Source organism: Curtobacterium sp. MCLR17_055 (genome assembly GCF_003234305.1).
Lineage (GTDB): Bacteria > Actinomycetota > Actinomycetes > Actinomycetales > Microbacteriaceae > Curtobacterium > Curtobacterium flaccumfaciens.
This window is the reverse complement of sequence record NZ_QKSX01000003.1, coordinates 220,909-242,573: the sequence shown is the minus strand read 5'-3', so window position 1 is coordinate 242,573 and position 21,665 is coordinate 220,909. Positions and strand designations below refer to the sequence as shown.

At 69.9% G+C, this 21,665-nt stretch carries 21 protein-coding genes; 4 read left to right on the top strand and 17 right to left on the bottom strand.

Features of this window, described 5'->3' with window-relative positions; translation table 11 throughout:
* Nucleotides 1–2: 2 nt before the first annotated feature.
* From DEJ09_RS04570 to DEJ09_RS04560, 3 genes are read right to left on the bottom strand one after another with little or no spacing between them, the layout of a single operon-like run.
* Nucleotides 3–737: an SURF1 family cytochrome oxidase biogenesis protein gene (locus tag DEJ09_RS04570; protein WP_181433261.1), complete on the bottom strand. Its 735-nt coding sequence runs from the start codon at nt 735–737 to the stop codon at nt 3–5.
* 47 nt (nt 738–784) lie between these two features.
* Nucleotides 785–2,236: a cation:proton antiporter gene (locus tag DEJ09_RS04565; RefSeq protein WP_111028990.1), complete on the bottom strand. Its 1,452-nt coding sequence runs from the start codon at nt 2,234–2,236 to the stop codon at nt 785–787.
* Between the two features lie 3 nt (nt 2,237–2,239).
* Nucleotides 2,240–2,770 (bottom strand): cation:proton antiporter regulatory subunit, encoded by a 531-nt coding sequence (locus DEJ09_RS04560; protein WP_017885470.1) that lies wholly within the window; start codon nt 2,768–2,770, stop codon nt 2,240–2,242.
* Between the two features lie 75 nt (nt 2,771–2,845).
* Here DEJ09_RS04560 and DEJ09_RS04555 point away from each other — a divergent pair, with 75 nt between their 5' ends.
* Nucleotides 2,846–3,349: a hypothetical protein gene (locus DEJ09_RS04555; RefSeq protein ID WP_146244984.1), complete on the top strand. Its 504-nt coding sequence runs from the start codon at nt 2,846–2,848 to the stop codon at nt 3,347–3,349.
* A 238-nt stretch (nt 3,350–3,587) separates the two neighbouring features.
* On the opposite strand, the gene DEJ09_RS04550 is transcribed toward DEJ09_RS04555, so the two are convergent.
* The 7 genes from DEJ09_RS04550 to DEJ09_RS04520 all read right to left on the bottom strand — a co-directional run bounded on the left by DEJ09_RS04550 (nt 3,588) and on the right by DEJ09_RS04520 (nt 11,241).
* Nucleotides 3,588–5,474 carry a glycerol-3-phosphate dehydrogenase/oxidase gene (locus DEJ09_RS04550; protein ID WP_071404640.1) on the bottom strand — a complete coding sequence of 629 codons (1,887 nt, stop codon included), beginning with the start codon at nt 5,472–5,474 and terminating at the stop codon, nt 3,588–3,590.
* Between the two features lie 62 nt (nt 5,475–5,536).
* Entirely contained in the window at nt 5,537–6,655 is a 1,119-nt protein-coding gene (locus tag DEJ09_RS04545; protein WP_027466694.1) for a GuaB3 family IMP dehydrogenase-related protein, read from the bottom strand.
* Between the two features lie 75 nt (nt 6,656–6,730).
* The gene (locus DEJ09_RS04540; RefSeq protein ID WP_027466695.1) at nt 6,731–6,922 is read right to left on the bottom strand and encodes a hypothetical protein; all 192 of its coding nucleotides are present in this window, start codon (nt 6,920–6,922) and stop codon (nt 6,731–6,733) included.
* A gap of 323 nt (nt 6,923–7,245) precedes the next feature.
* Nucleotides 7,246–8,052, bottom strand: a complete 807-nt coding sequence (locus DEJ09_RS04535) for an ABC transporter ATP-binding protein (RefSeq protein ID WP_027466696.1) — start codon at nt 8,050–8,052, stop codon at nt 7,246–7,248.
* Nucleotides 8,049–8,939 (bottom strand): ABC transporter ATP-binding protein, encoded by an 891-nt coding sequence (locus DEJ09_RS04530; RefSeq protein WP_027466697.1) that lies wholly within the window; start codon nt 8,937–8,939, stop codon nt 8,049–8,051. The genes DEJ09_RS04535 and DEJ09_RS04530 overlap by 4 nt, the downstream gene beginning before the upstream one ends.
* Entirely contained in the window at nt 8,932–9,918 is a 987-nt protein-coding gene (locus DEJ09_RS04525) for a branched-chain amino acid ABC transporter permease (protein ID WP_027466698.1), read from the bottom strand. The genes DEJ09_RS04530 and DEJ09_RS04525 overlap by 8 nt, the downstream gene beginning before the upstream one ends.
* A gap of 12 nt (nt 9,919–9,930) precedes the next feature.
* Nucleotides 9,931–11,241: a branched-chain amino acid ABC transporter permease gene (locus tag DEJ09_RS04520; protein ID WP_111038505.1), complete on the bottom strand. Its 1,311-nt coding sequence runs from the start codon at nt 11,239–11,241 to the stop codon at nt 9,931–9,933.
* Between the two features lie 326 nt (nt 11,242–11,567).
* Between DEJ09_RS04520 and guaB the strand changes: the two genes are divergently transcribed.
* Nucleotides 11,568–13,070: an IMP dehydrogenase gene (gene guaB / locus DEJ09_RS04515; protein WP_071404638.1), complete on the top strand. Its 1,503-nt coding sequence runs from the start codon at nt 11,568–11,570 to the stop codon at nt 13,068–13,070.
* Nucleotides 13,071–13,139: 69 nt separating this feature from the next.
* Here the strand turns inward: guaB and DEJ09_RS04510 are convergent, their stop codons facing one another.
* On the bottom strand, nt 13,140–13,940 hold the full coding sequence (locus DEJ09_RS04510) for an SDR family oxidoreductase (protein WP_111087769.1): 801 nt from the start codon (nt 13,938–13,940) through the stop codon (nt 13,140–13,142).
* 262 nt (nt 13,941–14,202) lie between these two features.
* Between DEJ09_RS04510 and DEJ09_RS04505 the strand changes: the two genes are divergently transcribed.
* Nucleotides 14,203–15,531: an ABC transporter substrate-binding protein gene (locus DEJ09_RS04505; RefSeq protein WP_071404636.1), complete on the top strand. Its 1,329-nt coding sequence runs from the start codon at nt 14,203–14,205 to the stop codon at nt 15,529–15,531.
* A 158-nt stretch (nt 15,532–15,689) separates the two neighbouring features.
* On the opposite strand, the gene rarD is transcribed toward DEJ09_RS04505, so the two are convergent.
* Together rarD and groES are read right to left on the bottom strand one after the other, a co-directional pair.
* Nucleotides 15,690–16,652, bottom strand: coding sequence for an EamA family transporter RarD (gene rarD / locus DEJ09_RS04500; protein ID WP_071406138.1), 963 nt, complete (start codon nt 16,650–16,652; stop codon nt 15,690–15,692).
* A 163-nt stretch (nt 16,653–16,815) separates the two neighbouring features.
* Nucleotides 16,816–17,112 (bottom strand): co-chaperone GroES, encoded by a 297-nt coding sequence (gene groES, locus DEJ09_RS04495; protein WP_017885484.1) that lies wholly within the window; start codon nt 17,110–17,112, stop codon nt 16,816–16,818.
* Nucleotides 17,113–17,272: 160 nt separating this feature from the next.
* Between groES and DEJ09_RS04490 the strand changes: the two genes are divergently transcribed.
* Entirely contained in the window at nt 17,273–18,475 is a 1,203-nt protein-coding gene (locus tag DEJ09_RS04490; protein ID WP_111087753.1) for a class I SAM-dependent methyltransferase, read from the top strand.
* Between the two features lie 57 nt (nt 18,476–18,532).
* On the opposite strand, the gene DEJ09_RS17905 is transcribed toward DEJ09_RS04490, so the two are convergent.
* The 4 genes from DEJ09_RS17905 to tsaB form a co-directional block, all read right to left on the bottom strand.
* On the bottom strand, nt 18,533–19,342 hold the full coding sequence (locus DEJ09_RS17905) for a DUF4190 domain-containing protein (protein WP_146245667.1): 810 nt from the start codon (nt 19,340–19,342) through the stop codon (nt 18,533–18,535).
* An 86-nt stretch (nt 19,343–19,428) separates the two neighbouring features.
* A complete protein-coding gene (gene tsaD / locus DEJ09_RS04480; RefSeq protein WP_111023300.1) occupies nt 19,429–20,484 on the bottom strand; it encodes a tRNA (adenosine(37)-N6)-threonylcarbamoyltransferase complex transferase subunit TsaD in 1,056 nt (351 codons plus the stop codon).
* Nucleotides 20,471–21,016, bottom strand: a complete 546-nt coding sequence (gene rimI, locus DEJ09_RS04475; protein ID WP_111087752.1) for a ribosomal protein S18-alanine N-acetyltransferase — start codon at nt 21,014–21,016, stop codon at nt 20,471–20,473. The genes tsaD and rimI overlap by 14 nt, the downstream gene beginning before the upstream one ends.
* Nucleotides 21,013–21,648 carry a tRNA (adenosine(37)-N6)-threonylcarbamoyltransferase complex dimerization subunit type 1 TsaB gene (gene tsaB, locus DEJ09_RS04470; protein ID WP_111087751.1) on the bottom strand — a complete coding sequence of 212 codons (636 nt, stop codon included), beginning with the start codon at nt 21,646–21,648 and terminating at the stop codon, nt 21,013–21,015. The genes rimI and tsaB overlap by 4 nt, the downstream gene beginning before the upstream one ends.
* Nucleotides 21,649–21,665 lie beyond the last annotated feature (17 nt).

Genomic DNA, 21,665 nt, shown 5'->3' with positions numbered 1-21,665 from the left:
TCCTACCGTCGGAGCGCGTCGGCTTCGGTGGCGAGGGCTGCCTCGCGCTCCTCTTCCTGCTCGCGCTCCCAGGCGTCCTTCACGAACCGGTACCAGAGGAACACGGCGAAGCCGGCGAAGACGACCCACTCGATCGCGTAGAAGAGGTTGAGCCAGTCGAACTGGACCTCGCGCGACGGTGCACGGTCGGCGATGGTGCCGAGGTCGGCGGCCTTCGCGGTGGTGCCGTCGGCGACCACGTACCCGAGGTACATGCGGTCGTCGAAGGCCTGCCAGGTGTTCACGAACCGGGCGGGGGCGACTGCGGAGTACTCGCCCTTCTTGTAGGCGTCCTGGTCGGGCGACTCCGCAGGGTAGTAGCGACCCTGGATCGTGAGCGTCTGGCCGTCCGCCAGGCGCTCGCCCCCGGCCACGGCGGCCGGCCGCTGGTCGGACCACCCGATGACGACCGGGAGGCTCGCCCCACCATCCGAGTCCACCAGGTGACCGACGGTCTGGTACTTCCCACCCCCGGTGCGGCCGGTCAGGACGGTGGTGTCGTCGGCGACGAAGGTGCCGGTGACGGTGACCTTCTGCCCGGCGAGACTCTCGCTGACGGGGCGCTCGGGGGTGGTGACCACCTCGAGCGTGCGGCGGGTCTCGGTGGTCGCCGGCAGGGGCTTGCCGTTGGCGATCGACCGCTCCAGCTGCCACTTGCCCAGCCCGGCGAACACCGCCGCCAGCACGAGCGCCAGCAACAGCAGCGCGATCCACCTCGGTCGTCGGGCAACGGCCCACATCTGTATCAGTACTCCGGATCGCGCTGTCGGACCGGGCGCTCGGGGCGCTCGGCGGGGATCTCGACCGGCGACGTCACGGGGGCGGACGTCGGGTCGGACCCCTCATTGTCTCGCTCGTCCCTGCCAGCCGCCTCGACGAGCGCGAACTCCTCGGCGAACTGGCGGTCCCGCTCGGCCTTCCGCGCCGCGGCGGTGGCGTCCGCCTCGGCCTCGGCCGCTTCGGCGCTCTCGGCGGCGGCTGCCGCGGCGACGGCGCGTCGGCCGCCCAGGCGTCCGCGCAGGCGGATGAGCCGGCCCGGGCGCACCACGAGGCGGCCGATCCGGTCCGAGTTCACCGCGAGCAGCGGCCCGAGGACGGCCATGCAGAGGACGTAGAGGCCCGCGAAGGCGGTGATCCGCGCCTCCAGCCCGGCGGCAGCCGACAGGGTCGCGAGGATCAGCGCGAACTCACCACGGTTCACCAGGATGACGGCGGTGTTGATGCCCTGCTGGACGTTGAAGCCGTTCATCCGCGCGACGATCTGGCCGGCGACCGCGTTGAGCACGACCGTCATGCCGATCGCGCCGAGGACGGGCCAGAGCACCTCGCCGAAGGTCGACAGGTCGAGGCCGAGCCCGAAGTTCACGAAGAAGAACGCGGCGAAGACGTCGCGCATCGGCAGGGCGAGCTGTTCGATGCGGTCGCGGTACCGGGTCGCTCCGCAGAGCAGGCCGATGACGAAGGCACCGATGGCGTCGGTCACGCCGAGCAGGTCGCCGATGCCACCGAACATGACCGCGAGTCCGAAGAACAGCACCGTGAACAGTTCGTCGTCACGGGTGGCGAAGATCTTGGAGACCCACTTGCCCGCGAAGCGCGCGAGCGTGAACATCACGATGAGGAACCCGAACGCCAGTGCCAGCTTGCCGACGACGGCCCAGACGTTGGTGTCGCCGGACAGCACGACGGAGACGATCGCCAGGTAGACGGCGATGAAGACGTCCTCGATCACGGTGACGCCGAGGATCATCGGGGTCTCGTCGTTCGCCAGGCGCCGGAGCTCGATGAGGAGCTTCGTCACGATGGCGCTCGAGGACGTCGCCGTCATGCCCGCGATGATCAGGGCTTCACGGGTGCCCCAGCCGAGCGAGAACCCGAAGGCGAACCCCACGCCCATGTTGATGACGACGTAGGTGCCGCCCGACACCAGGAGCTTGCCGGCGTTGCCGTAGAACTCCTCTTGGTCGAACTCGAGACCGAGGTTGAACAGCAGCAGGATGAGCCCGAACGTCGCGATGAGCTCGATCGTGTGGGACTCGACGCTCAACCCGAACCACGGCGTGTTCGGACTCGCGACGAGTCCGACCACCATGTAGATCGGGATTGCCGGCAGACCGATGGTCTTGCCGAGCCGGCCCAGGACGTAGGCGATGACGAAGAGCACACCGATGGTGAGCAGCTCACCACCCAGGTGCATGCGCTAGCTCTTCCGCGGGGCCTCGGCCGAGGCGGCCGCAAGCTCTCCGCTGCGGTAGAAGGAGAACGCCTTGGCGACCTTCTCGGGGGATCCGGCGACGACGATCGTGTCTCCGGGGAAGACGACGAAGTCCGACGAGGGCGCCGGGTTGGCGCTGTCGCCACGGACCACGGCGACGACTGTCAGGCCGATGAAGCCCGAGTCGTGCAGGTCGCCGAGGGGCTTGCCCGCGATGGCGTCGTCGTAGTCGACGGAGAACCAGTCGATGGACAGCCCCGGGATCTCGTCGAGCTTGTCGAGGCCCTCGGTGATCCGGGTGCCGCCGAGCAGTTCGGCGAGCGTGTGCGCTTCGTCCTCGCTGAGACGCAGCGAGACCTTCTCGGACTTGTCCGCGCCGTCGGAGACGTCGGCGAACGAGATGAGGTCGGAGTGCCCCGACCGGTGCGTGATGACACCGCACTTGCCACCGTCGTCGGTGTAGAAGCTGTGCAGCACGCCGACTCCGGGGAGTTTGACGCGATGGACGTCGACCATGATGGCTCCCTCTTCGAGTACCCCCATGCTAACCACCCGGTGACCCCGCGCATTCCTCCCGCTACTGTTCTGTGGATGGGGAGAACACGGATCGTCGTGGCCGTCGTCGGGGTGCTGGTCGTGACGCTGTACGCATCACTGCTGGCGGTGAACGCACTGGTGTTGGACCCGCTCGCCGCGGTCCCCGGTGCGACCCTGGCGGAGATCCACGCCGAGCTCTCGGAGCAGGGCTTCGCGGTCGGAGCGGACATCGCGACCGTCATCGGGATCGCCGTCGTCGGTGTCCTGTTCGCCGCGGGGCTGTCGGTCCTGCTGCTCATCACCCGGGCGAGGGCGCACGTCATCGCGGCAGTGCTGCTCGCCGTCGTCGTGATGGGGACGCCGATGTCGTTCGTGGCGGCGATCGCCCTCGGCATGGACGTCGCGGACGCCTACGGGGTCGGCGGCGGTGCCCACACGATCTGGTCGGGCGTGCTGTACGTGACGAGCCTCGTCGCGCTGATCGGGATCCCGGTGGTGCTCGTGGTCGGCCAGGCGGCGCACGTGCGCCGCGCCGCCCTGCGGGCGCACGCCGCCTGACGGACGTACCACGGGCCTCCAGTCCGGTCTTCCGTCCTTCCGGTCTGGAGGCACGGGTGGACTCCGCAAGACGCCGTCGTCTTGTCGAGACGCCTCGTCGACACCGAGACGCCGCCGGATCGGGCGGCGTCTCGACGACCAGACGGCGTCAACGCGACACGACGGCGTCTTGTTCAACCCGCAGACGCCGGCGTCTCGGTGACACGACGGCGTCTGCTGGCCTCGCTACTCCGGCTCGCTACTCCGGCTCGCTCGTCTTCTCGCCGACGACCTGCTCGTCGGACGCCTTCGCGCCCTCGGCGCCGTCCGAGCGACCGCCGCCCACGACCACGTCGTCCTCGTCGAAGCCGAACGCGATGTCCGGGGCTTCGAGCCGCACGCGGTCCGCGCTCTCGTCGTCGGGCTGCAGCTGCGACTCCCGCTCGGCGGCGACGCGCTTCAGGTAGTTCGCGACCTCGTGCTCGGTCGTCTCCTGGTCCCAGCCGAGCACGTCCGCCATGAGCTTCGCGGCGACGGGCGCCGCTGACTCGCCGCGGTCCCAGGCCTCGATGGAGATGCGGGTACGACGGGCGAGGACGTCCTCCAGGTGCAGGGCGCCCTCGTGCGAGGCGGCGTAGACGACCTCGGCGCCGATGTAGTCGTCGGCCCCCGGCAGCGGTTCGGCGAGCGCGGGGTCCTGCTCGACGAGCTGCAGCACCTCGGTTGCGAGGGTGCCGTACCGGTTGAGCAGGTGCTCGATGCGGACCTTGTGCACGTTGAAGCTCCGTGCGGTGCGGGCGCGTCGGTTCCACGCGGCGGGGTAGCCCTCGGCACCGAGGAGCGGGATGTCCTCGGTCGTCGACTCCGGGATCCTGCCGTCCATGGCTGCGACGGCCTCGTCGATGGCGTCCTTGCCCATCACCCGGTACGTCGTCCACTTGCCGCCGGCGACCACGACGAGCCCGGGCACGGTGTGCGCGACGACGTGCTCGCGGCTGAGCTGCGAGGTCTGGTCGGACTCCCCCGCCAGCAGCGGGCGGAGTCCGGCGTAGACGCCCTCGACGTCCTCGCGGGTGAGCGGGACGGCGAGCACCTTGTTGACGTGCTCGAGGATGTAGTCGATGTCCGCCGCGGTCGCTGCCGGGTGCGCCTTGTCGAGGTACCAGTCGGTGTCGGTCGTGCCGACGAGCCAGTGCCGGCCCCACGGAATGACGAAGAGCACGCTCTTCTCGGTGCGCAGGATCATGCCCGTGTTCGACTGGAACCGGTCACGGGGGATGACGAGGTGGACGCCCTTCGACGCCCGCACCTTGAACTGGCCGCGGGTGCCGATCATCGCCTGGGTGTCGTCGGTCCAGACACCGGTGGCGTTGACGACCTGCTTCGCGCGGATCTCGAACCGTTCGCCGGTCTGGATGTCGTGGGCCTGCGCACCGACCACGCGCTCCCCGACCTTGATGAACCCCTCGATGCGGACGCGACTCGCTGCCTCGGCGCCGTACGAGGCCGCGGTGCGCACGAGCGACGCGACGTAGCGCGCGTCGTCGACCTGGGCGTCGTAGTAGGTCATGCCGCCGACGAAGGCGTCCTTCTTGAGCCCGGGCATGTTCCTGAGCACCTGCTTCCGGCTGAGGTGTCGGTGGTGCGGGACGCCGGGCGGACGGCCGCCGGACCAGCTGAACACGTCGTACATCGCCATGCCGATCCCGATGTAGAAGCGCTCCCAGACCCGGTGGTTGAGCGGGTAGAGGAAGCGCACGGGCTTCACCAGGTGCGGGGCGATGCGCTGGAGCAGCAGGCCGCGCTCGATGAGGGCCTCGCGGACGAGTGCGAAGTTGAGCTGCTCGAGGTAGCGGATGCCGCCGTGCACGAGCTTCGACGAACGGCTCGACGTCCCCGAGCCCCAGTCACGGGCCTCGACGATGCCGACGCTCAGGCCGCGGGTCACGGCGTCGAGCGCACTGCCCGCACCGACGATCCCGCCGCCGACGACCAGGACGTCGAGCTCCTTGGTCTTCAGCGTCTCGATCGCGGCCGCACGTTCGTCCGGCCCGAGCTTCGCCGCGGGGTCGAACCCCACGCCGGGCGTGACGTCACGCGGACGTCCGGCCGTGCTGGTCTGCTTCGTCGTGCTGGACTTGGCCATCGTCGCCTCCGGGTCACGGTCGGCGCCGTGGCGTCACCCGGGTTCGTGCCCGGGTGCCACCGTCACTGGTGGTACGGCGCCACGACCACTTCTACTCGCTGGAACTCCTTGGCGTCGGAGTATCCGGTCGTCGCCATCGAGCGGCGCAGGGCACCGACCAGGTTCGCGCGGCCGTCGTGGGTCGGCGTCGGACCGTTCAGGACGTTCTCGAGCGGGGCGATCGTGCCCACCTCGACCCGGCGGCCGCGGGGCAGCTCGGGGTGGTGCGCCTCGGCACCCCAGTGGTAGCCACCACCCGGGGCCTCGGTCGCGCGGGCGAGCGCGGTGCCGAGCATGACGGCGTCGGCACCAACGGCGATGGCCTTGACGATGTCGCCCGCGGTGTCGAGCCCGCCGTCGGCGATGACGTGCACGTACCGGCCGCCCGACTCGTCGAGGTAGTCACGACGGGCACCGGCGACGTCCGCGACGGCGGTCGCCATCGGGGCGTGGATGCCGAGCGCGGCGCGGGTGGTCGACGCTGCGCCGCCACCGAAGCCGACGAGCACACCGGCGGCACCGGTGCGCATGAGGTGCAGCGCCGACGTGTACGTCGAGGCACCGCCCACGATCACCGGGACGTCGAGCTCGTAGATGAACTTCTTGAGGTTGAGGGGTTCCTCGGTCTGGGAGACGTGCTCCGCCGAGACCGTGGTACCGCGGATGACGAACAGGTCGACACCGGCGTCGACGACCGTCTTCGAGAACTCCTGGGTGCGCTGCGGGCTGAGCGAACCGGCGACCGGCACCCCGGCTGCGCGGATCTCGGCCAGGCGTGCGGTGATCAGCTCGGCCTTGATCGGCTCGGAGTAGATCTCCTGCATGCGCTTCGTGACGTTGCCGTCGGTGAGCGACTTGATCTCGTCGTAGTACGGGGTCGGGTCCTCGTAGCGGGTCCACAGACCTTCGAGGTCGAGCACACCGAGGATGCCGAGCTTGCCCATCTGGATGACCGTCGCCGGCGAGGACACGGAGTCCATCGGCGCGGACAGGATCGGCGACGCGAACGTGAACGCGTCGATCGACCACTGCACGCTGACGTCGCGCGGGTCACGCGTCCGCCTGGAGGGGACCACCGCGATGTCGTCGAACGCGTACGCCCGACGTCCGCGCTTGCCTGCACCGATCTCGACTTCGCTCACTCGGACAGCCTACCGGGCGGGCTCTGCGGCGTGCACGGGCCGGACGGTGCGGGCGGAGACGTCACGGCGGAGCCGTCAGCGCGGACGCCGCGGGGCCCGTCGGCGCTTCCGAAGCGCCCGCAGCACGAAGCCGAGCAGGAGCGCGAGCACCACGAGGACGACGAGCAGCACGGCCGCGACCTTGACGAGCAACGCGGCCCCGACGAAGAGCGCGATGAACACGAGCCAGACGAGGGCGTCGAGCACGAGGGGTCCGGAGGTGCGCACCCGCGGAACGATACCGACCCGCGCGGGGCGAGCCGCGCCTCCTGGCCGGGTGCAACGGGCGACGCCGTCGTCAGCCGAAGACGCCGTCGTCAGCGCAGGACACCGCCACGCCGTCGAGACGCCGCCGAATTCCGAGGCGTCTCGACGGGACCGCGGCGTCGACGGAACACGACGGCGTCATGCGACCACAGCCATGCAACCAGGGGCGAGTAGCGCCTCCTGGCCGGGTACAGGAGCGGGGCCGTGCGGCGCGAAGCGACCACGCACGGCCCCACCCGTCACGGATACCACCCCCACAGCGGTACCCGTAGCCGACGACAGCGCTAGCGCTGTGCGTCGACGTCCTTGGCGAGCGTCCCCAGGTAGAGCTCGATGACCTTGGGGTCGTCAGCGAGTTCCTTCCCGGTGCCCGAGTACGCGTTCTTCCCCTGGTCGAGCACGTACCCACGATCGCAGATCTGCAGACAGCGTCGCGCGTTCTGCTCCACCATGATGATCGACACACCGGCCTTGTTGATCCGGCGGGTCCGCAGGAACGTCTCGTCCTGACGCACGGGGGACAGTCCGGCGCTCGGCTCGTCGAGCAGCAGCACCTTCGGGTCCATCATCAGCGCACGGGCCATCGCGACGGACTGCCGCTCACCACCCGAGAGCGATCCGGCCCGCTGGTTCCGCCGCTGCGCGAGGACCGGGAACAGGTCGTAGATGACCTCGAGCCGTTCGGCGAACTTCCGGGGCCGCAGGTACAGCCCCATCTGCAGGTTCTCCTCGATGGACAGCGAGGGGAACACGTTGTTCGTCTGCGGCACGAAGCCGACACCGGCCTGCACGAGCTTGTTCGCCTTGAGGTTCGTGATGTCGTCCCCCTGCAGGGTCACCGAACCCTCGCGGATGGACACGAGCCCGAACAGCGCCTTCAGGAGCGTCGACTTGCCCGCACCGTTCGGCCCGATGATGCCGATGAGCTCGCCCGGGTAGCAGTCCAGGTCGCAGCCGTTCAGGATGTTCACGCCCGGCAGGTAGCCGGCGACGAGGTTCTTCGCGCTGAGCACCGGCTCGCGTTCCAGCGTGGCCGCCGGGGACGGACTGGAGGCACTGCTCGCGTTCGTGGGGTCCGTTGCGTCCGTCATCGGGTCGTCTCCTCTGCTGCGTCCTCTTCGGCGACTTCCTCCGCCAGTTCCTCGAAGGTCTCCTCGGTGAGGAGCGAGTCGTCACCCAGGTCGGTGTCGTGGTGCGCACCGAGGTATGCGTCGATCACGGCCTGGTCGTCCATCACCGTGTCCGCCGGCCCCTCGGCGACGACCTTGCCCTCGGCCATCACGACCACCCAGTCCGAGATGTGCCGGACCATGTGCATGTCGTGCTCGACGAACAGCACGGTCATGCCGTCGTCGCGCAGGGACTGGATGTGCCCGAGGAGCGACTGGGTGAGCGCGGGGTTCACGCCGGCCATCGGCTCGTCGAGCATGATCATCGTCGGGTCGGACATCAGCGCCCGGGCCATCTCGAGCAGCTTGCGCTGCCCGCCGGACAACGAACCGGCGTAGTCGTCTGCCTTGGTGTCGAGCTTGAACCGGGCGAGGAGGTCCTCGGCCTTGGCCGTGATCTCGCGCTCGCGCTTCGCCCACACCGGCTTGACCAGGGCGGCGAAGAAGTTCTCGCCGGGCTGGTCGCGGGCGCCGAGGAGCATGTTCTGCATCACGGTGAGCCGGGACAGCGCCTTGGTCAGCTGGAAGGTGCGGACCATGCCCTTGTTCGCGATGTGCGTCGCGCTCGTCTTCTGCAGCGTGGCGCCGTTGAACTGCGTCTTCGCTCCGGGGCTCGGCTTGTCGAACCCGGTGAGCAGGTTGAAGAACGTGGTCTTGCCGGCGCCGTTCGGGCCGATGAGAGCCGTGATGGAGCCGCGCTGGACCTCGAGGTGGTCGACGTCCACGGCGGTCATGCCCCCGAAGCGGCGGGTGACGTCGTCGACGGTGAGGATCGGGTCGGCCTTGGGGTGGCCGTAGGTCTCAGACACTGAACGTCAGCTCCTTCTTGTTGCCGAGCAACCCCTGTGGGCGGAACACGATGAGCAGCATGAGCGCGACGCCGACGAGCACGTACGAGAACTGCTCGGCCTGCTGCGCGTTCATGATCGAGTCGGGGATGAAGTCGCCGGCCAGCGTGCGGATGAAGAGCCGGACGACGAAGAAGAGCACGGCTCCGAGCACCGGTCCGAACACCGTCGCCGCACCACCGAGGATGAGCGCCGTCCAGATGAAGAACGTCATCGAGCGGCCCATGGCATCCGGTTGCACCGAACTCGGCAGCACGTAGATGATGCCCGCGATCGCACCGAGCGCCCCACCGAACACGAGCGCCTGCATCTTGTACGAGTAGACGTTCTTGCCGAGCGAGCGGACGGCGTCCTCGTCCTCGCGGATGGCCTTCACCACGCGGCCCCACGGGCTGCGCATGAGCAGGAAGAGCACCAGGGTGAACAGGGCGACCATGGCCCACGCCGCGATGCGGATCCACCAGCCGTTGACGCCGTTGTTCGCGTACGTGAACCACAGGATCGTGGTGGTGCCGTCGGGCAGCGGGCTGAGGGCGGTGAACGGGTCGCGGTAGCTCGACCCGGTGATGCCGTTCGAGCCACCCGTGGTCGAGGTGAGCAGGCTCGAGCGGCCCACCATGCGGATGATCTCGGCGCCGGAGATCGTGACGATCGCCAGGTAGTCGCCGCGCAACCGCAGGGTCGGGATGCCGAGGATGATCGCGAACACGATCGCGACGAGCAGGGCGATGAGGACCGCCATCACGAACGGCAGTCCGTTCGTGATCGAGATCGCGAAGCCGTAGGCGCCGAGCAGCAGGAACGCCGCCTGGCCCATGTTCACGAGGCCGGTGAGCCCGAAGTGCACGTTCAGGCCGATCGCGGCCAGCGCGAACGCCGCCGTGGTCGGGGCGAGTGCCTCCTGGGTGAGCGAGGACAGCAGGTTGAGGATGTAGTCCATGCGCGTGCTCCCTTAGCCGATCCGCTCGGCGCGGCCGAAGATGCCCTGCGGCCGGAACAGCAGGATGAGGATGAGGATGACGAGGGCGGTGGCGTACTTGAAGTCACCGGGGAGCACCAGGTTCGTGAGCTCCACGACGACGCCGATGATCATCGAGCCGACCAGGGCGCCGTACGCGGTGCCGAGGCCACCGAGCGTGACCGAGGCGAACATGAGCAGGAGCAGCTGGAGCCCGGTCTGCCAGTTCACGCCGTTCAGGACGAGTCCGAGCATCACACCGGAGAGTCCCGCGAGGCCGGCGGCGAGCGTCCACACGAAGCGGATCACCCGGTCGACGTCGATGCCGGAGGCCGCGGCGAGCGCCGGGTTGTCCGACACGGCGCGGGTCGCCCGGCCGAAGCGCGTCTTCGCCAGGAAGAGCCCGGTCGCGACGAGGACCACGAGCGCGATCCCCATGGCGACGTAGGACTGCACCGTCAGGGTGACGCCGGCGAACCGCACGGTCTCCGGGTTGCCCTGCTGGATGCGGACCGTCGAGGCTCCGAAGAAGTACTGGAACGCGTACTGGGCGGCGATCGACAGACCGATCGTCACGATCATGAGCTGCGTCAGGCTGATGCGCCGTCGCCGGAGTGGGCGCCAGATCGCGGCGTCCTGCAGGTACCCGGTCGCGGCGCACAACAGCGTGACGACGATGCCGGTGACCCAGATGTTCCAGCCGAGCTGGTTGGCGAACACGTACGCCAGCAGACCGCCGAGGGTGACCTGCTCACCGTGCGAGAAGCTCGACAGCCCCGTCGTGCCGTAGATGAGCGAGAGCCCGATGGACGCCAGGGCGATGAGCAGCCCGAGCCGGAGCCCGGAGGCGAACTGCTGCCAGGCCCGCTGGATGCTCACACCCGACGAGTCCGTCGAGGTCGTGGCGCCCTTCTGGTCGGACAGCTGGAAGATCTGCCCGACGTTGGCGTTCAGGGTGGCCTGCACCTTGCGCTCGGCGTCGGCGGCGTTCGTCAGGTACTGGCCCTTCGGCAGGGTGCCCTGGTCGACGCTCACGGTGTACTCGCCGGCCGTGTCGACGCTGACGGACCAGCGGCCGTCGTCGTTCGTCGTGGCCGTCTGGTCGAAGCCGCTCGGGCCGGTCACGTCGACGTCGACGCCCTCGGCCGGTTCACGCTCGGAGTCGGTGATCGTGCCCTGGATGCACCCGTTGTCGGGGCTGACGGTGCACGCCTGGCTGGTGGCCGGTGCCGAGGTGGCACTGAAGGCCGGCAGGGTGACCGCCCAGTCGATCAGGAAGGTCGCCAGGAACGCGGCGACGAGCACGGCCGCGAGGACCGGTCGTCGTCGTGCGTGGCGGAGGCGGAACAGGCGCGGCTGCGCCCGTCCCGGAGGAGTGATGGATCCCACGGAAGAGCCTCTCGTTCGGATGACGAGGAACCTATGGGGATTTTGTGACACCCGTGTTTCCAACACGTTCCCTGTGTGATTCGTACCCGAACTGTGACGTTGTGGAGGAATGCTCCGAGGCGGGCGCGATCCGTGCCTCCAGGCGGAATGCGGCGACAGCCGCTCGCGTTACCATGTCCTATCCGGAACCCGTCGTCGTGTTCCCGGTGTCTCGACACTTCACTCGCCCACGAAGGGGACCCATGGACCAGCCGGATCCGTTCGGATTCATCGGACTCACGTACGACGACGTCATGCTGCTGCCCGGGCACACCGACGTCATCCCGAGCGAGGCGTCCACGGCGTCCCGGCTCACCAAGCGGATCTCCGTCAACGTCCCGCTGCTCTCCGCCGCGATGGACACCGTCACCGAAGCCCGCATGGCCATCGCCATGGCGCGCCAGGGCGGCATCGGGATCCTGCACCGCAACCTGTCCATCGAGGACCAGGCTGCGTACGTCGACAAGGTCAAGCGCTCCGAGTCGGGCATGATCACCAACCCGGTGACCACCACTCCGGACGCCACCGTGGCCGAGGTCGACGCGCTCTGCGGCCAGTTCCGTGTGTCCGGCCTGCCGGTCGTCGAGCAGGACGGCACCCTCGTCGGCATCATCACGAACCGCGACATGCGCTTCGTGGCCACGTTCGAGCAGGCCACCACGTACGTGCGCGACGTCATGACGAAGGCCCCGCTGATCACCGCGATGGAGGGCATCGACCCCGAAGAGGCGATCGCCATCTTCGCGCAGCACAAGATCGAGAAGCTGCCGCTGGTCGACGCCGACGGCAAGCTCCGCGGCCTCATCACCGTCAAGGACTTCGACAAGAGCGAGCAGTACCCCGACGCCACGAAGGACGACGAGGGCCGGCTCCGCGTCGGTGCCGCGATCGGCTTCTTCGGCGACGCCTGGCAGCGTGCCGAGGCCCTGCGTGACGCCGGCGTCGACGTGCTCGTCGTCGACACCGCCAACGGTGAGAGCGAAGGCGTGCTCGACATGGTCCGCCGCCTCAAGGCCGACCCGACGTTCGACGCGATCGACGTCATCGGCGGCAACGTCGCCACCCGCGCGGGCGCCCAGGCGCTCATCGACGCGGGCGTGGACGCCGTCAAGGTCGGTGTCGGCCCGGGCTCCATCTGCACCACGCGCGTCGTCGCCGGTGTGGGTGTGCCGCAGGTGACCGCCGTGTACGAGGCCTCCCTCGCCGCACGCGAAGCCGGTGTGCCGATCATCGCCGACGGTGGCCTGCAGTACTCGGGCGACATCGCGAAGGCCCTGGTGGCCGGTGCCGACACCGTCATGCTCGGCTCGCTGCTCGCCGGCACCGACGAGTCCCCCGGTGACCTGGTGTTCGTGGGTGGCAAGCAGTTCAAGGCGTACCGCGGCATGGGGTCCCTCGGGGCCCTGCAGACCCGTGGCAAGAAGACCTCGTACTCGAAGGACCGCTACTTCCAGGCGGACGTGCCGAACGACGACAAGCTCATCCCCGAGGGCATCGAGGGCCAGGTGCCCTACCGCGGCTCGGTCGGCAACGTCGTCTACCAGCTCACCGGTGGGCTGCGGCAGTCGATGTTCTACGTCGGCGGTCGCACGATCCCCGAGCTGAAGGCCCGTGGCAAGTTCGTCCGCATCACGGCGGCGGGTCTCAAGGAGTCCCACCCGCACGACGTCCAGATGGTCGTCGAGGCGCCGAACTACCGCAGCTAGCAGCATTGCTCGACCAGACGCCCCCGCTCCGGACGGAGCGGGGGCGTCTGGCGTTCGTACGCGGACGCGTCAGGCCGAACGCCAGTCGTTCGACGTGATGTGCGAGCCACCGTGCGGGCCCATCTGCAGCATCCCGCCGTCCACCGGCAGGGAGACCCCGGTGATGTAGGACGACGCACGCGAGGCCAGGAACGCCACGGCGGCCGCGATCTCCCACGCGTTGCCCGGACGGCCGAGCGGCACACCGGGGCGGTCGATGGTGTGCGGGTCCTCGTCCTCGGCGCCGGTCATCCGGGTGGCGATCTCGCCGGGGGCGACGGCGTTCACGGTGATGCCGTGTTCGGCGAGCTCGATCGCCATGGTCTTCAGCAGGCCGCCGAGACCGTGCTTCGCGGCGTCGTAGGCGCTCGAGCCGGAGCGGGGCTGGTGCTCGTGCACGCTCGTGATGCCGATGATCCGGCCGCCGGTGCCGGCCTGCACCATGTGCTTCGCAGCGGCCTGCATCGTGACGAAGGCCCCGTCGAGGTCGGTCGACACCGTGTGGCGCCACTGGTCGAGTGTCATCTCGAGGAACGGGGCGTTGTCGCCGGTGCCGGCGTCGGCCACGAAGACGTCGACGCCGCCCAGCTGCGAGACGAGGCGGTCGACGACGGCGGCCGCCCCGGCGAGGTCGGAGACGTCGATCTGCTCGACGAAGGCCCGACGGCCGGTCTTCCGGACCTCCTCCGCGGTCTCCTCGGCACGGTCGGGCTCCGACAGGTAGGTGATGCCGACGTCCATGCCGGCTTCGGCGAGTGCGACGGCGGTCGCACGGCCGATCCCGGATTCGGAACCGGTGACGATGGCTGTGGTGGGCTGGAAGTCGCTCATGCGGCGGAACGTACGCCGGGCCTCCCGGGCGCCCTGCCGGACCATCCGCCTGGCGCAGGTCGGGTCGCCGCACCGGCACCGTCGCTGCTGCACCGATCCCTGTCCCTGCGCACAGGAACGTCACGGCTCGGTAACGAAACACCTTTGCGTACCGCCCCGTCACACGGGCGAAACACATGGACCCTACGTTTCTCGACATCCAGTGGAGGCGTCGCATTCACCCGAAGCGGCACAGCCTCCGCGCAGAGAAAGGGCTCCACGGATGATCAGAACCACCCGTGCCACCGCGGCACTGGCGTTGGCGGGCGCAGCAGCCGTCCTCCTCGCCGCGTGTTCCACCACCGGCAGTGCTTCCCCCTCGAGCTCGGCGTCGAGCGATGCGAAGAAGGATCCCGCCGCCAGCTGCAAGGCCCCGGACACCCCCGGTACGGACGCGCTGAAGATCGGCACGATCCTGCCCCTGACCGGTTCGCTGGCCTACCTCAACCCGCCGGCCGAGTCCGGTGTCGGCCTGGCCGTCAAGGACATCAACGCCGCGGGCGGCGTCCTCGACAAGGACGTCACGATCGACCCGGCGACCGACTCCGGCGACAGCAACGACATGACCGTGTCGAGCTCCGCCGCGACGAAGCTCGTCAACGCGAAGGTGCCGGTCGCGATCGGCGCCGAGTCCTCGTCCGTGACGCTGAACGTCATCGACCAGCTGACGAGCAACTGCATCGTCGAGATCTCGCCCGCGAACACCGCGACCGACCTCTCCGGCTACTCGTCGTACTACTACCGGACCGCACCGCCGGACTCGGTGCAGGGTTCCGCGCTCGGCCAGCTCGTGACCGGTGACGGCAACGCGAAGGTCGCCTTCCTGGTCTTCAACGACACGTACGGCACCGGTCTCCGCAACTCGGTGCAGGCTGCGGTCGAGGCGTCGGGTGGCCAGGTCGTCTACGGCGGCAAGGGTGAGGGCCAGGAGTTCCCGCCCGGCCAGACCACGTTCTCGTCCGAGGTGACCGCGGCCCTGGCCGCGAAGCCCGACGCGATCGTCGTCCTCGCCTTCGACGAGACGAAGTCGATCATCCCGGAGCTCGTGTCGCAGGGCAACGAAGCGAAGATCTACATGTCCGACGGCAACACGGCGGACTACTCGAAGGACTTCGACAAGGGCACGCTGACCGGCGCCCAGGGCACCATCCCCGGTGCCTCGCCGAAGGACGACTTCAAGAAGCAGCTCGCTGCGTTCTACAAGGACTCGTCGGGCAAGACGCTCGCCGACTACTCGTACGCGGCGGAGTCCTACGACGCCACCGTCCTCGCCGCCCTCGCCGCGGTGAAGGGCAAGGGCACCGACTCCGGCACGATCCAGGCCAACATGGCTGCGGTGTCGGGTGCTGACGGCGGCACCGAGTGCGCCACGTTCAAGGAGTGCAAGACGCTCCTGGACGACGGCAAGGACATCCACTACACCGGCCCGTCCGGCATCGGTCCGTTCGACGAGAACAACGACCCGTCGGCCGCCTACATCGGCATCTACAAGTTCGACGGCGACAACAAGCCCGTCTACCAGAGCGCCATCCAGGGTGCGGTGAAGAAGTAGGGCTCAGCCCAGCACCGCTCGCGAAAGCGACAGGCCCCCACGGAACTTCCGTGGGGGCCTGTCGCTTTCGCGTCGGTGACCGGGATGCGCGGCAGGGCAGCGTCCGTCGCCGCAGCAGGACGGACCGACGGGCGGCCTGGAGGCCCGTGGTGCGTCCGTCAGACCGGCTCGGCCTGGGTGGGTGCGAGCGCCCGGCGACGGGACGCCCGCGCGGCGGCGAACGAGTCCGCCGTCAGCACCACGAGCGCGAGCCACACGATGCCGAAGCCGAACCAGCGTCCGGCCGACATCTCCTCGTGCTGCACGAGCACCCCGACGAGCAGCTGCATCACGGGCGCCAGGTACTGGGTCAGCCCGAGCGTCGACAGGCTCACCCGGCGTGCCGACGACGCGAAGAGCAGCAGCGGCACCGCGGTCGCCGGCCCGGTCAGCACCGTGATCACCGCGTGCCCCCAGCCCTCGCTCGTGAACGTCACACCGCCACCGAGCCCGGTCACACCGAGCACCACCAGCGCCACGACCGCGATCGGCAGCAGCCACACGGTCTCGATCGTCAGGCCGCTCAGGGCGTCCACGGTGCCGCCGACCCGCTTCTTCACCAGGCCGTACAGTCCGAACGAGAACGCCAGCGCCAACGAGATCCACGGCATCTGCCCGTAGCCGATCGCGATGACGACGACCGCCACGACGCTCAGCCCGACGGCTGCCCACTGCGCCGGACGCAGGCGTTCGCGCAGGACCACGACGCCGAGCGCGATGGTGACGAGCGGGTTGATGAAGTAGCCGAGCGCGGCCTCGACGGTGTGGCCGGTGGTCGTCGCGAGGACGTAGACGGTCCAGTTGACCAGGATCAGGACGGCGGCGAGCCCCATCACGAGCATCACGCGGCGCTGGGCCATCAGGGTCCGGGTGCGGAGCCACGACCGGGTCACCGCGATCGCCACCGCGCAGAACACCAGGCCGAAGACGATCCGCCACGACACGATCTCGAACGCCGCCGCGGGGGCCATGGCCGCGAAGAGCAGGGGCATCAGTCCCCAGAGCCCGTACGCCACGATGGCCTGCACCACGCCGACGGATGCCTCGCTGCGGACGGGTCGCGCCGGACTCGGTTCACTCACGGAACCATCCTAGGAACGACCGCCGACGCGTGGGACGCGCACCGGGCCTCCAGGCGGGGTGCGCGGGCTGATCAGGACCGGCGCACCCGGGTGACCGGCCCCGGACGCACGAACGCCCCGTCGGCCCGAAGGCCGGACGGGGCGTCCGTGGTGAGTACTCGACTCAGTGAACGATGACCGCGAGGACATCGCGGGCCGACAGGACCAGCAGGTCCTCGCCCGAGTACTTGACCTCGGTTCCGCCGTACTTGGAGTAGATGACCTTGTCACCCACGGCGACGTCGAGCGGGACGCGGTTGCCGTTGTCGTCGATGCGACCCGGACCCACGGCGACGACCTCGCCCTCCTGGGGCTTCTCCTTCGCGGTGTCGGGGATGACCAGACCGGAAGCGGTGGTCTGCTCCGCCTCGACCTGGCGGATGACGATGCGATCCTCGAGCGGCTTGATGCTGACGGCCACGGTGACCTCTTCTTTCTCGGTACGGACTCGGTACAGATGAAAACCGGGTTGGCACTTCGCACAGGAGAGTGCCAACGCCAACTCTAGGGGGCCTCTGGCACTCGGTCAATCCGAGTGCCAGCACATCCGGAGAACACGCAGCACCTGCGAGGATCGACGCATGGACGCCGCCGAACTCACCGCACTGCTGACCTCCGACGGGATGGCCCTGCTCGACCGTACCCCGGGTGTCTCCGACGGTGGCGAGATCGTCCGCGTGGTGTCCCGGCTGCGCGCCGAGGGACACGATCCCCGACTGGTCGCCGCGGTGCTGACCCAGGCGAAACTGCGGCTGAAGGCCCGCGGCAAGTTCGGCGACTTCGCCTCCCGCATGCTCTTCACCGAGGCCGGGCTCGAGCAGGCCACCCGGCTGCAGGTCGCGGCCCAGCACGCCGGACGCTTCGCGGCGGCCGGCCTCACCCGGGTCGCCGACCTCGGCTGCGGCATCGGCGGGGACGCCATGGCGATGGCGGCGCTCGACCTCGACGTCACCGCCGTCGACCGTGATGAGGTGACGGCGGCCGTCGCGACCCACAACCTCGCGGTGTGGCCGAACGCGCGGGTGGAGCTCGGTGATGCCGCGTCCTTCGACCTGTCCTCGGTGGACGGCGTGTGGATGGACCCCGCACGACGCACCTCCGGCCACTCGGACACCCGTCGCCTCGCCGACCCCGACGACTGGTCCCCCTCGCTCGACACCGTGTTCGCCGCGGCGACGACGACGCCGACCGGTGTGAAGCTCGGACCGGGCATCGACCGCGACCTGATCCCGGACACCGCCGAGGCGCAGTGGACCTCCGTCGACCGCGAGGTCGTGGAACTCGCCCTGTGGTTCGGCCCCCTCGCCCGCCCCGGGATCCGCCGCGCTGCGACCGTCATCGGCGCACACGGCATCGCCGAGATGACCGGAGCGGCCGACGCCGACGACGCCGAGGTCGGACCGCTCGGCGCCTACCTGTACGAGCCCGACGGCGCCGTGATCCGCGCACGGCTGATCGGCGACCTGGCACGAGGCCTCGACGGGCACATGCTGTCCGAGGGCATCGCCTACGTCACGTCCGACCGCGCCGCCACGACCCCCTTCGCGCAGGGCTTCCGGGTGCTCGACACGATGCCGCTCGACGTCAAGCGACTGGCCGCACGGCTCGCCGCCGACGGCATCGGCACCGTCGAGATCAAGAAGCGCGGCGTCGACGTCGACCCGGCGCAGTTCCGCAAACGGCTGCGGTTGCGCGGATCGGGTCGCGTCACGCTCGTGCTCACCCGCCTGGAGGGACGCCACACGGCGATCCTGTGCGAGCGGCTCACCGACACGGTCGGCTGACGGCCGGGGGCCGCGGGCGGTGCTGCGTGCGCGTCGGCGTCGGCGCCGGCGCCGGCGTCAGTTGACGAAGGCGCCGGAGTTCGAGCTGTAGTCCGAGTAGTCCGAGTAGTCCGACGCGTTCGCGATCGAGATCCACACCAGGGCGACGATCAGGATGAACAGGCCCGTCAGGATCCAGCCACCGATGATGCCGGCGAGCGCCAGGCCGCGGCCACCCTCACCGGTCTGCTTGATCTTGCCGAGGGCGATGTGGCCCATGATCGCGCCGGCCGGGCTCGTCAGGATGATGATCGGCCAGATGATGATGCCGCCGAACGCGAAGACGATCGACAGGATCGACAGGACGTTCGTCTTCGGGCGCTGCGCGTAGGGCTGGTACGTGTACGGGTTCGACGCGTAGGGCTGCTGCTGCGGCTGCGCGTACGGGTTCTGCTGCTGGCCGTACGGGTTCTGCGGGGCGCCGTAGGCATTCTGCTGCTGCGGAGCCGCGTACGGGTTCTGCTGCTGCGGGGCCGCGTACGGGTTCGACGAGGCCTGCGGTGCCGCGTACGGATTCTGCTGCTGACCGTACGGGTTCGACTGCTGCTGCTGCTGCTGCTGCTGCTGCTGCTGCTGCTGCTGCTGCTGCTGCTGCTGACCGTACGGGTTCTGCGGCTGCTGCGGAGCACCGTACGGGTTCTGCTGCTGCGGGGCCGCGTACGGGTCCTGCTGCTGGCCGTACGGGTTCTGGGGCGCTTCCGGGGCCGACGGCGCCTGCGGTGCGTCAGGAGCCTGCGGGGCATCCGGGGCGGGCGTGCCGTCGGGCTGTCCGTTCGCCGGGCCGTTCGGCGTCTCGCCCGGCTTCGGCCACTCGTTCTGATCGGACACCGTCCACCCCTCTCGGGCGTCCGGTCTCTCCGACGCCCGTGTGAATCCTCCCACAGGCTCCCGAAGAAGCACCGGGGCCGAACTGGTCAGACCTGGACGGTCGTCACCGGCAGGGTCGAGTCAGCGGCGATGCCGAGGTCGCTCGGCGCGTGCCCCTCGGCCACGAGTCGGGCGCCGACGGCGGCGATCATCGCGCCGTTGTCCGTGCACAGGTCGAACGGCGGGATCCGGAGCCGCACGCCCGCGGCCGCGCAGCGCTCCTCGGCGACCTGTCGCAGTCGGGCGTTCGCGACGACCCCGCCACCGAGCAGCAGCCGGTCGACGCCGGTGTCGCGGCACGCGTTCAGGGCCTTGGTCAGCAGGACGTCGACGACGGCCTCGCGGAAGCTCGCGGCGACGTCGGCCACCGGCACCTCGCGGCCCTCGTCGCGGCAGCGCTCGACCCACCGTGCGACGGCGGTCTTCAGCCCCGAGAACGAGAAGTCGTACCGGTGCGCGGCCATGTCCTTCGGCAGCGTCAGTCCCCGGGGGAACCGGATCGCCGTCGGGTCGCCCTCGGCCGCCGCACGGTCGATCTGCGGGCCGCCGGGGTAGGGCAGTCCGAGCAGCCGCGCGACCTTGTCGAACGCCTCGCCCGCCGCGTCGTCGATCGTCTCGCCGAGCAGTTCGACGTCGCCGACCAGGTCCCGCACCAGCAGCAGCGACGTGTGACCACCGGAGACCAGCAGCGCGATCGTCGGCAGCTCGATCTCACTGCCGTCCTCGCGCAGCACGTCGGCGCCGACGTGCCCGACCAGGTGGTTCACGCCGTACAGGGGCTTGCCCGTGGCCACGGCGAGCGCCTTCGCGGCGCCCACCCCGACCATGAGCGCCCCCGCCAGGCCCGGCCCGGCGGTCACTGCGACGGCGTCGAGTTCGTCGAGGGTGACGCCGGCACGCTCGAGCGCCTCGTGCAGCGTCGGGGTCATCGCCTCCAGGTGGGCCCGTGCGGCGACCTCGGGCACGACCCCGCCGTAGCGCGCGTGCTCGTCCATGCTCGAGGCGATCACGTTCGCCAGCAGGGTGCTCCCCCGCACGATGCCGACGCCCGTCTCGTCGCAGCTCGTCTCGATGCCGAGCACCAGTGGTTCAGTCGCGCTCACCGAGGGCCTCCTGTCCGATGGGTCCGACGCCGGACGACCGCTCGGCGTCCGGGCCGGGCAGTTCCGCCCGCATCACCCACGCGTCGACGCCGTCCGGTTGGTAGTAGCGCGGCCGGGTCGCGATGTGCTCGAACCCGAACGCCGTGTACATCGCCTGTGCCACGGGGTTGTCCGCGCGCACCTCGAGGAACACCTCGCGCACACCGCGGCGCCGCGACTCGTCGAGCAGCTCCGTGAACAGGACCCGCCCGAGCCCCTTGCCGCGCTGGTCCGCGGCGACGGCGATGGTCTGCACGTCGGCGACCGGGTTGCCCGCGAGCGACGAGAGCCCGGCGTACCCGACGACCAGCGGCGCGGACGTGTCGTCGGCCGTCTCGATCACGACGTAGTACCCGTGCGGTGAGTACAGCTCGCCGGACATCTGCGACGCTGACCAGGCGTCCGTCGGGAACGAGACGTGCTCGAGCCACATGATGTCGTCGAGGTCCTGCGGGTGTGCTCGCCGCAGGCGGAGCCCGTCCGGCAGGGTCACTGCTTCACCCGCTTCGGCGCACCCGGCACCGTGACGTCGGGGTCGCGCAGGTACAGGGGCGTGTCCTGGTCGAACGCCGCACCGGACGCGAGCCGGTCCGCGGCGAGCGAGCCGAGCCTCCAGGCCGGGATGGACGCGACCGTCACGCGGTCCCAGCCCACCGCTTCGGGCCGGGAGGCGCGGATCGCGTCGTCGAGATCGGCGGGCTTGGCGAGTCCGGGGCCGGCCACGCGGACGCCGTCGGCGTCGTAGGCGCTCCAGTAGACCTCGCGGCGGCGGGCGTCCGTGAGGACGACGAACGGACCGGCGATCCCCGAGTGGCGCTGGTCGAGGGCCACGGCGTCGTGGCTGACGAGGGGCAGGACGGGGACGCCGCGTGCTGCGGCGAAGGTGCGGGCGGCGGCGATGCCGACGCGCAGGCCGGTGAAGGGGCCCGGGCCCATGCCGGCGACGACGCCGGTGACGTCGGCTCCGGTAATGCCAGCCTCGGCGAGGGTCTCGGCGAGGAACGGACCGATCACCTCGGCGTGCCGGCGGCTGTCCTCGGTGTCGCGGGTCGCGAGGGCCTGGCCGGTGGCCGGGTCGACGACGGCGACGGAGGTCCCGGCGGAGGTGTCGATCGCGAGCAGCACCCGTCCATCGTAGGCGG

Excerpts from the sequence above, each read along its gene's own strand:
- DEJ09_RS04490 (WP_111087753.1), top strand. The coding sequence starts at position 17,273 with ATGGACGCCGCCGAACTCACCGCACTGCTGACCTCCGACGGGATGGCC.
- DEJ09_RS04555 (WP_146244984.1), top strand. The coding sequence starts at position 2,846 with ATGGGGAGAACACGGATCGTCGTGGCCGTCGTCGGGGTGCTGGTCGTG.
- DEJ09_RS04560 (WP_017885470.1), bottom strand. The coding sequence starts at position 2,770 with ATGGTCGACGTCCATCGCGTCAAACTCCCCGGAGTCGGCGTGCTGCAC.
- DEJ09_RS04565 (WP_111028990.1), bottom strand. The coding sequence starts at position 2,236 with ATGCACCTGGGTGGTGAGCTGCTCACCATCGGTGTGCTCTTCGTCATC.
- DEJ09_RS04510 (WP_111087769.1), bottom strand. The coding sequence starts at position 13,940 with ATGAGCGACTTCCAGCCCACCACAGCCATCGTCACCGGTTCCGAATCC.
- DEJ09_RS04505 (WP_071404636.1), top strand. The coding sequence starts at position 14,203 with ATGATCAGAACCACCCGTGCCACCGCGGCACTGGCGTTGGCGGGCGCA.
- DEJ09_RS04550 (WP_071404640.1), bottom strand. The coding sequence starts at position 5,474 with ATGGCCAAGTCCAGCACGACGAAGCAGACCAGCACGGCCGGACGTCCG.
- guaB (WP_071404638.1), top strand. The coding sequence starts at position 11,568 with ATGGACCAGCCGGATCCGTTCGGATTCATCGGACTCACGTACGACGAC.
- DEJ09_RS04535 (WP_027466696.1), bottom strand. The coding sequence starts at position 8,052 with ATGACGGACGCAACGGACCCCACGAACGCGAGCAGTGCCTCCAGTCCG.
- DEJ09_RS04525 (WP_027466698.1), bottom strand. The coding sequence starts at position 9,918 with ATGGACTACATCCTCAACCTGCTGTCCTCGCTCACCCAGGAGGCACTC.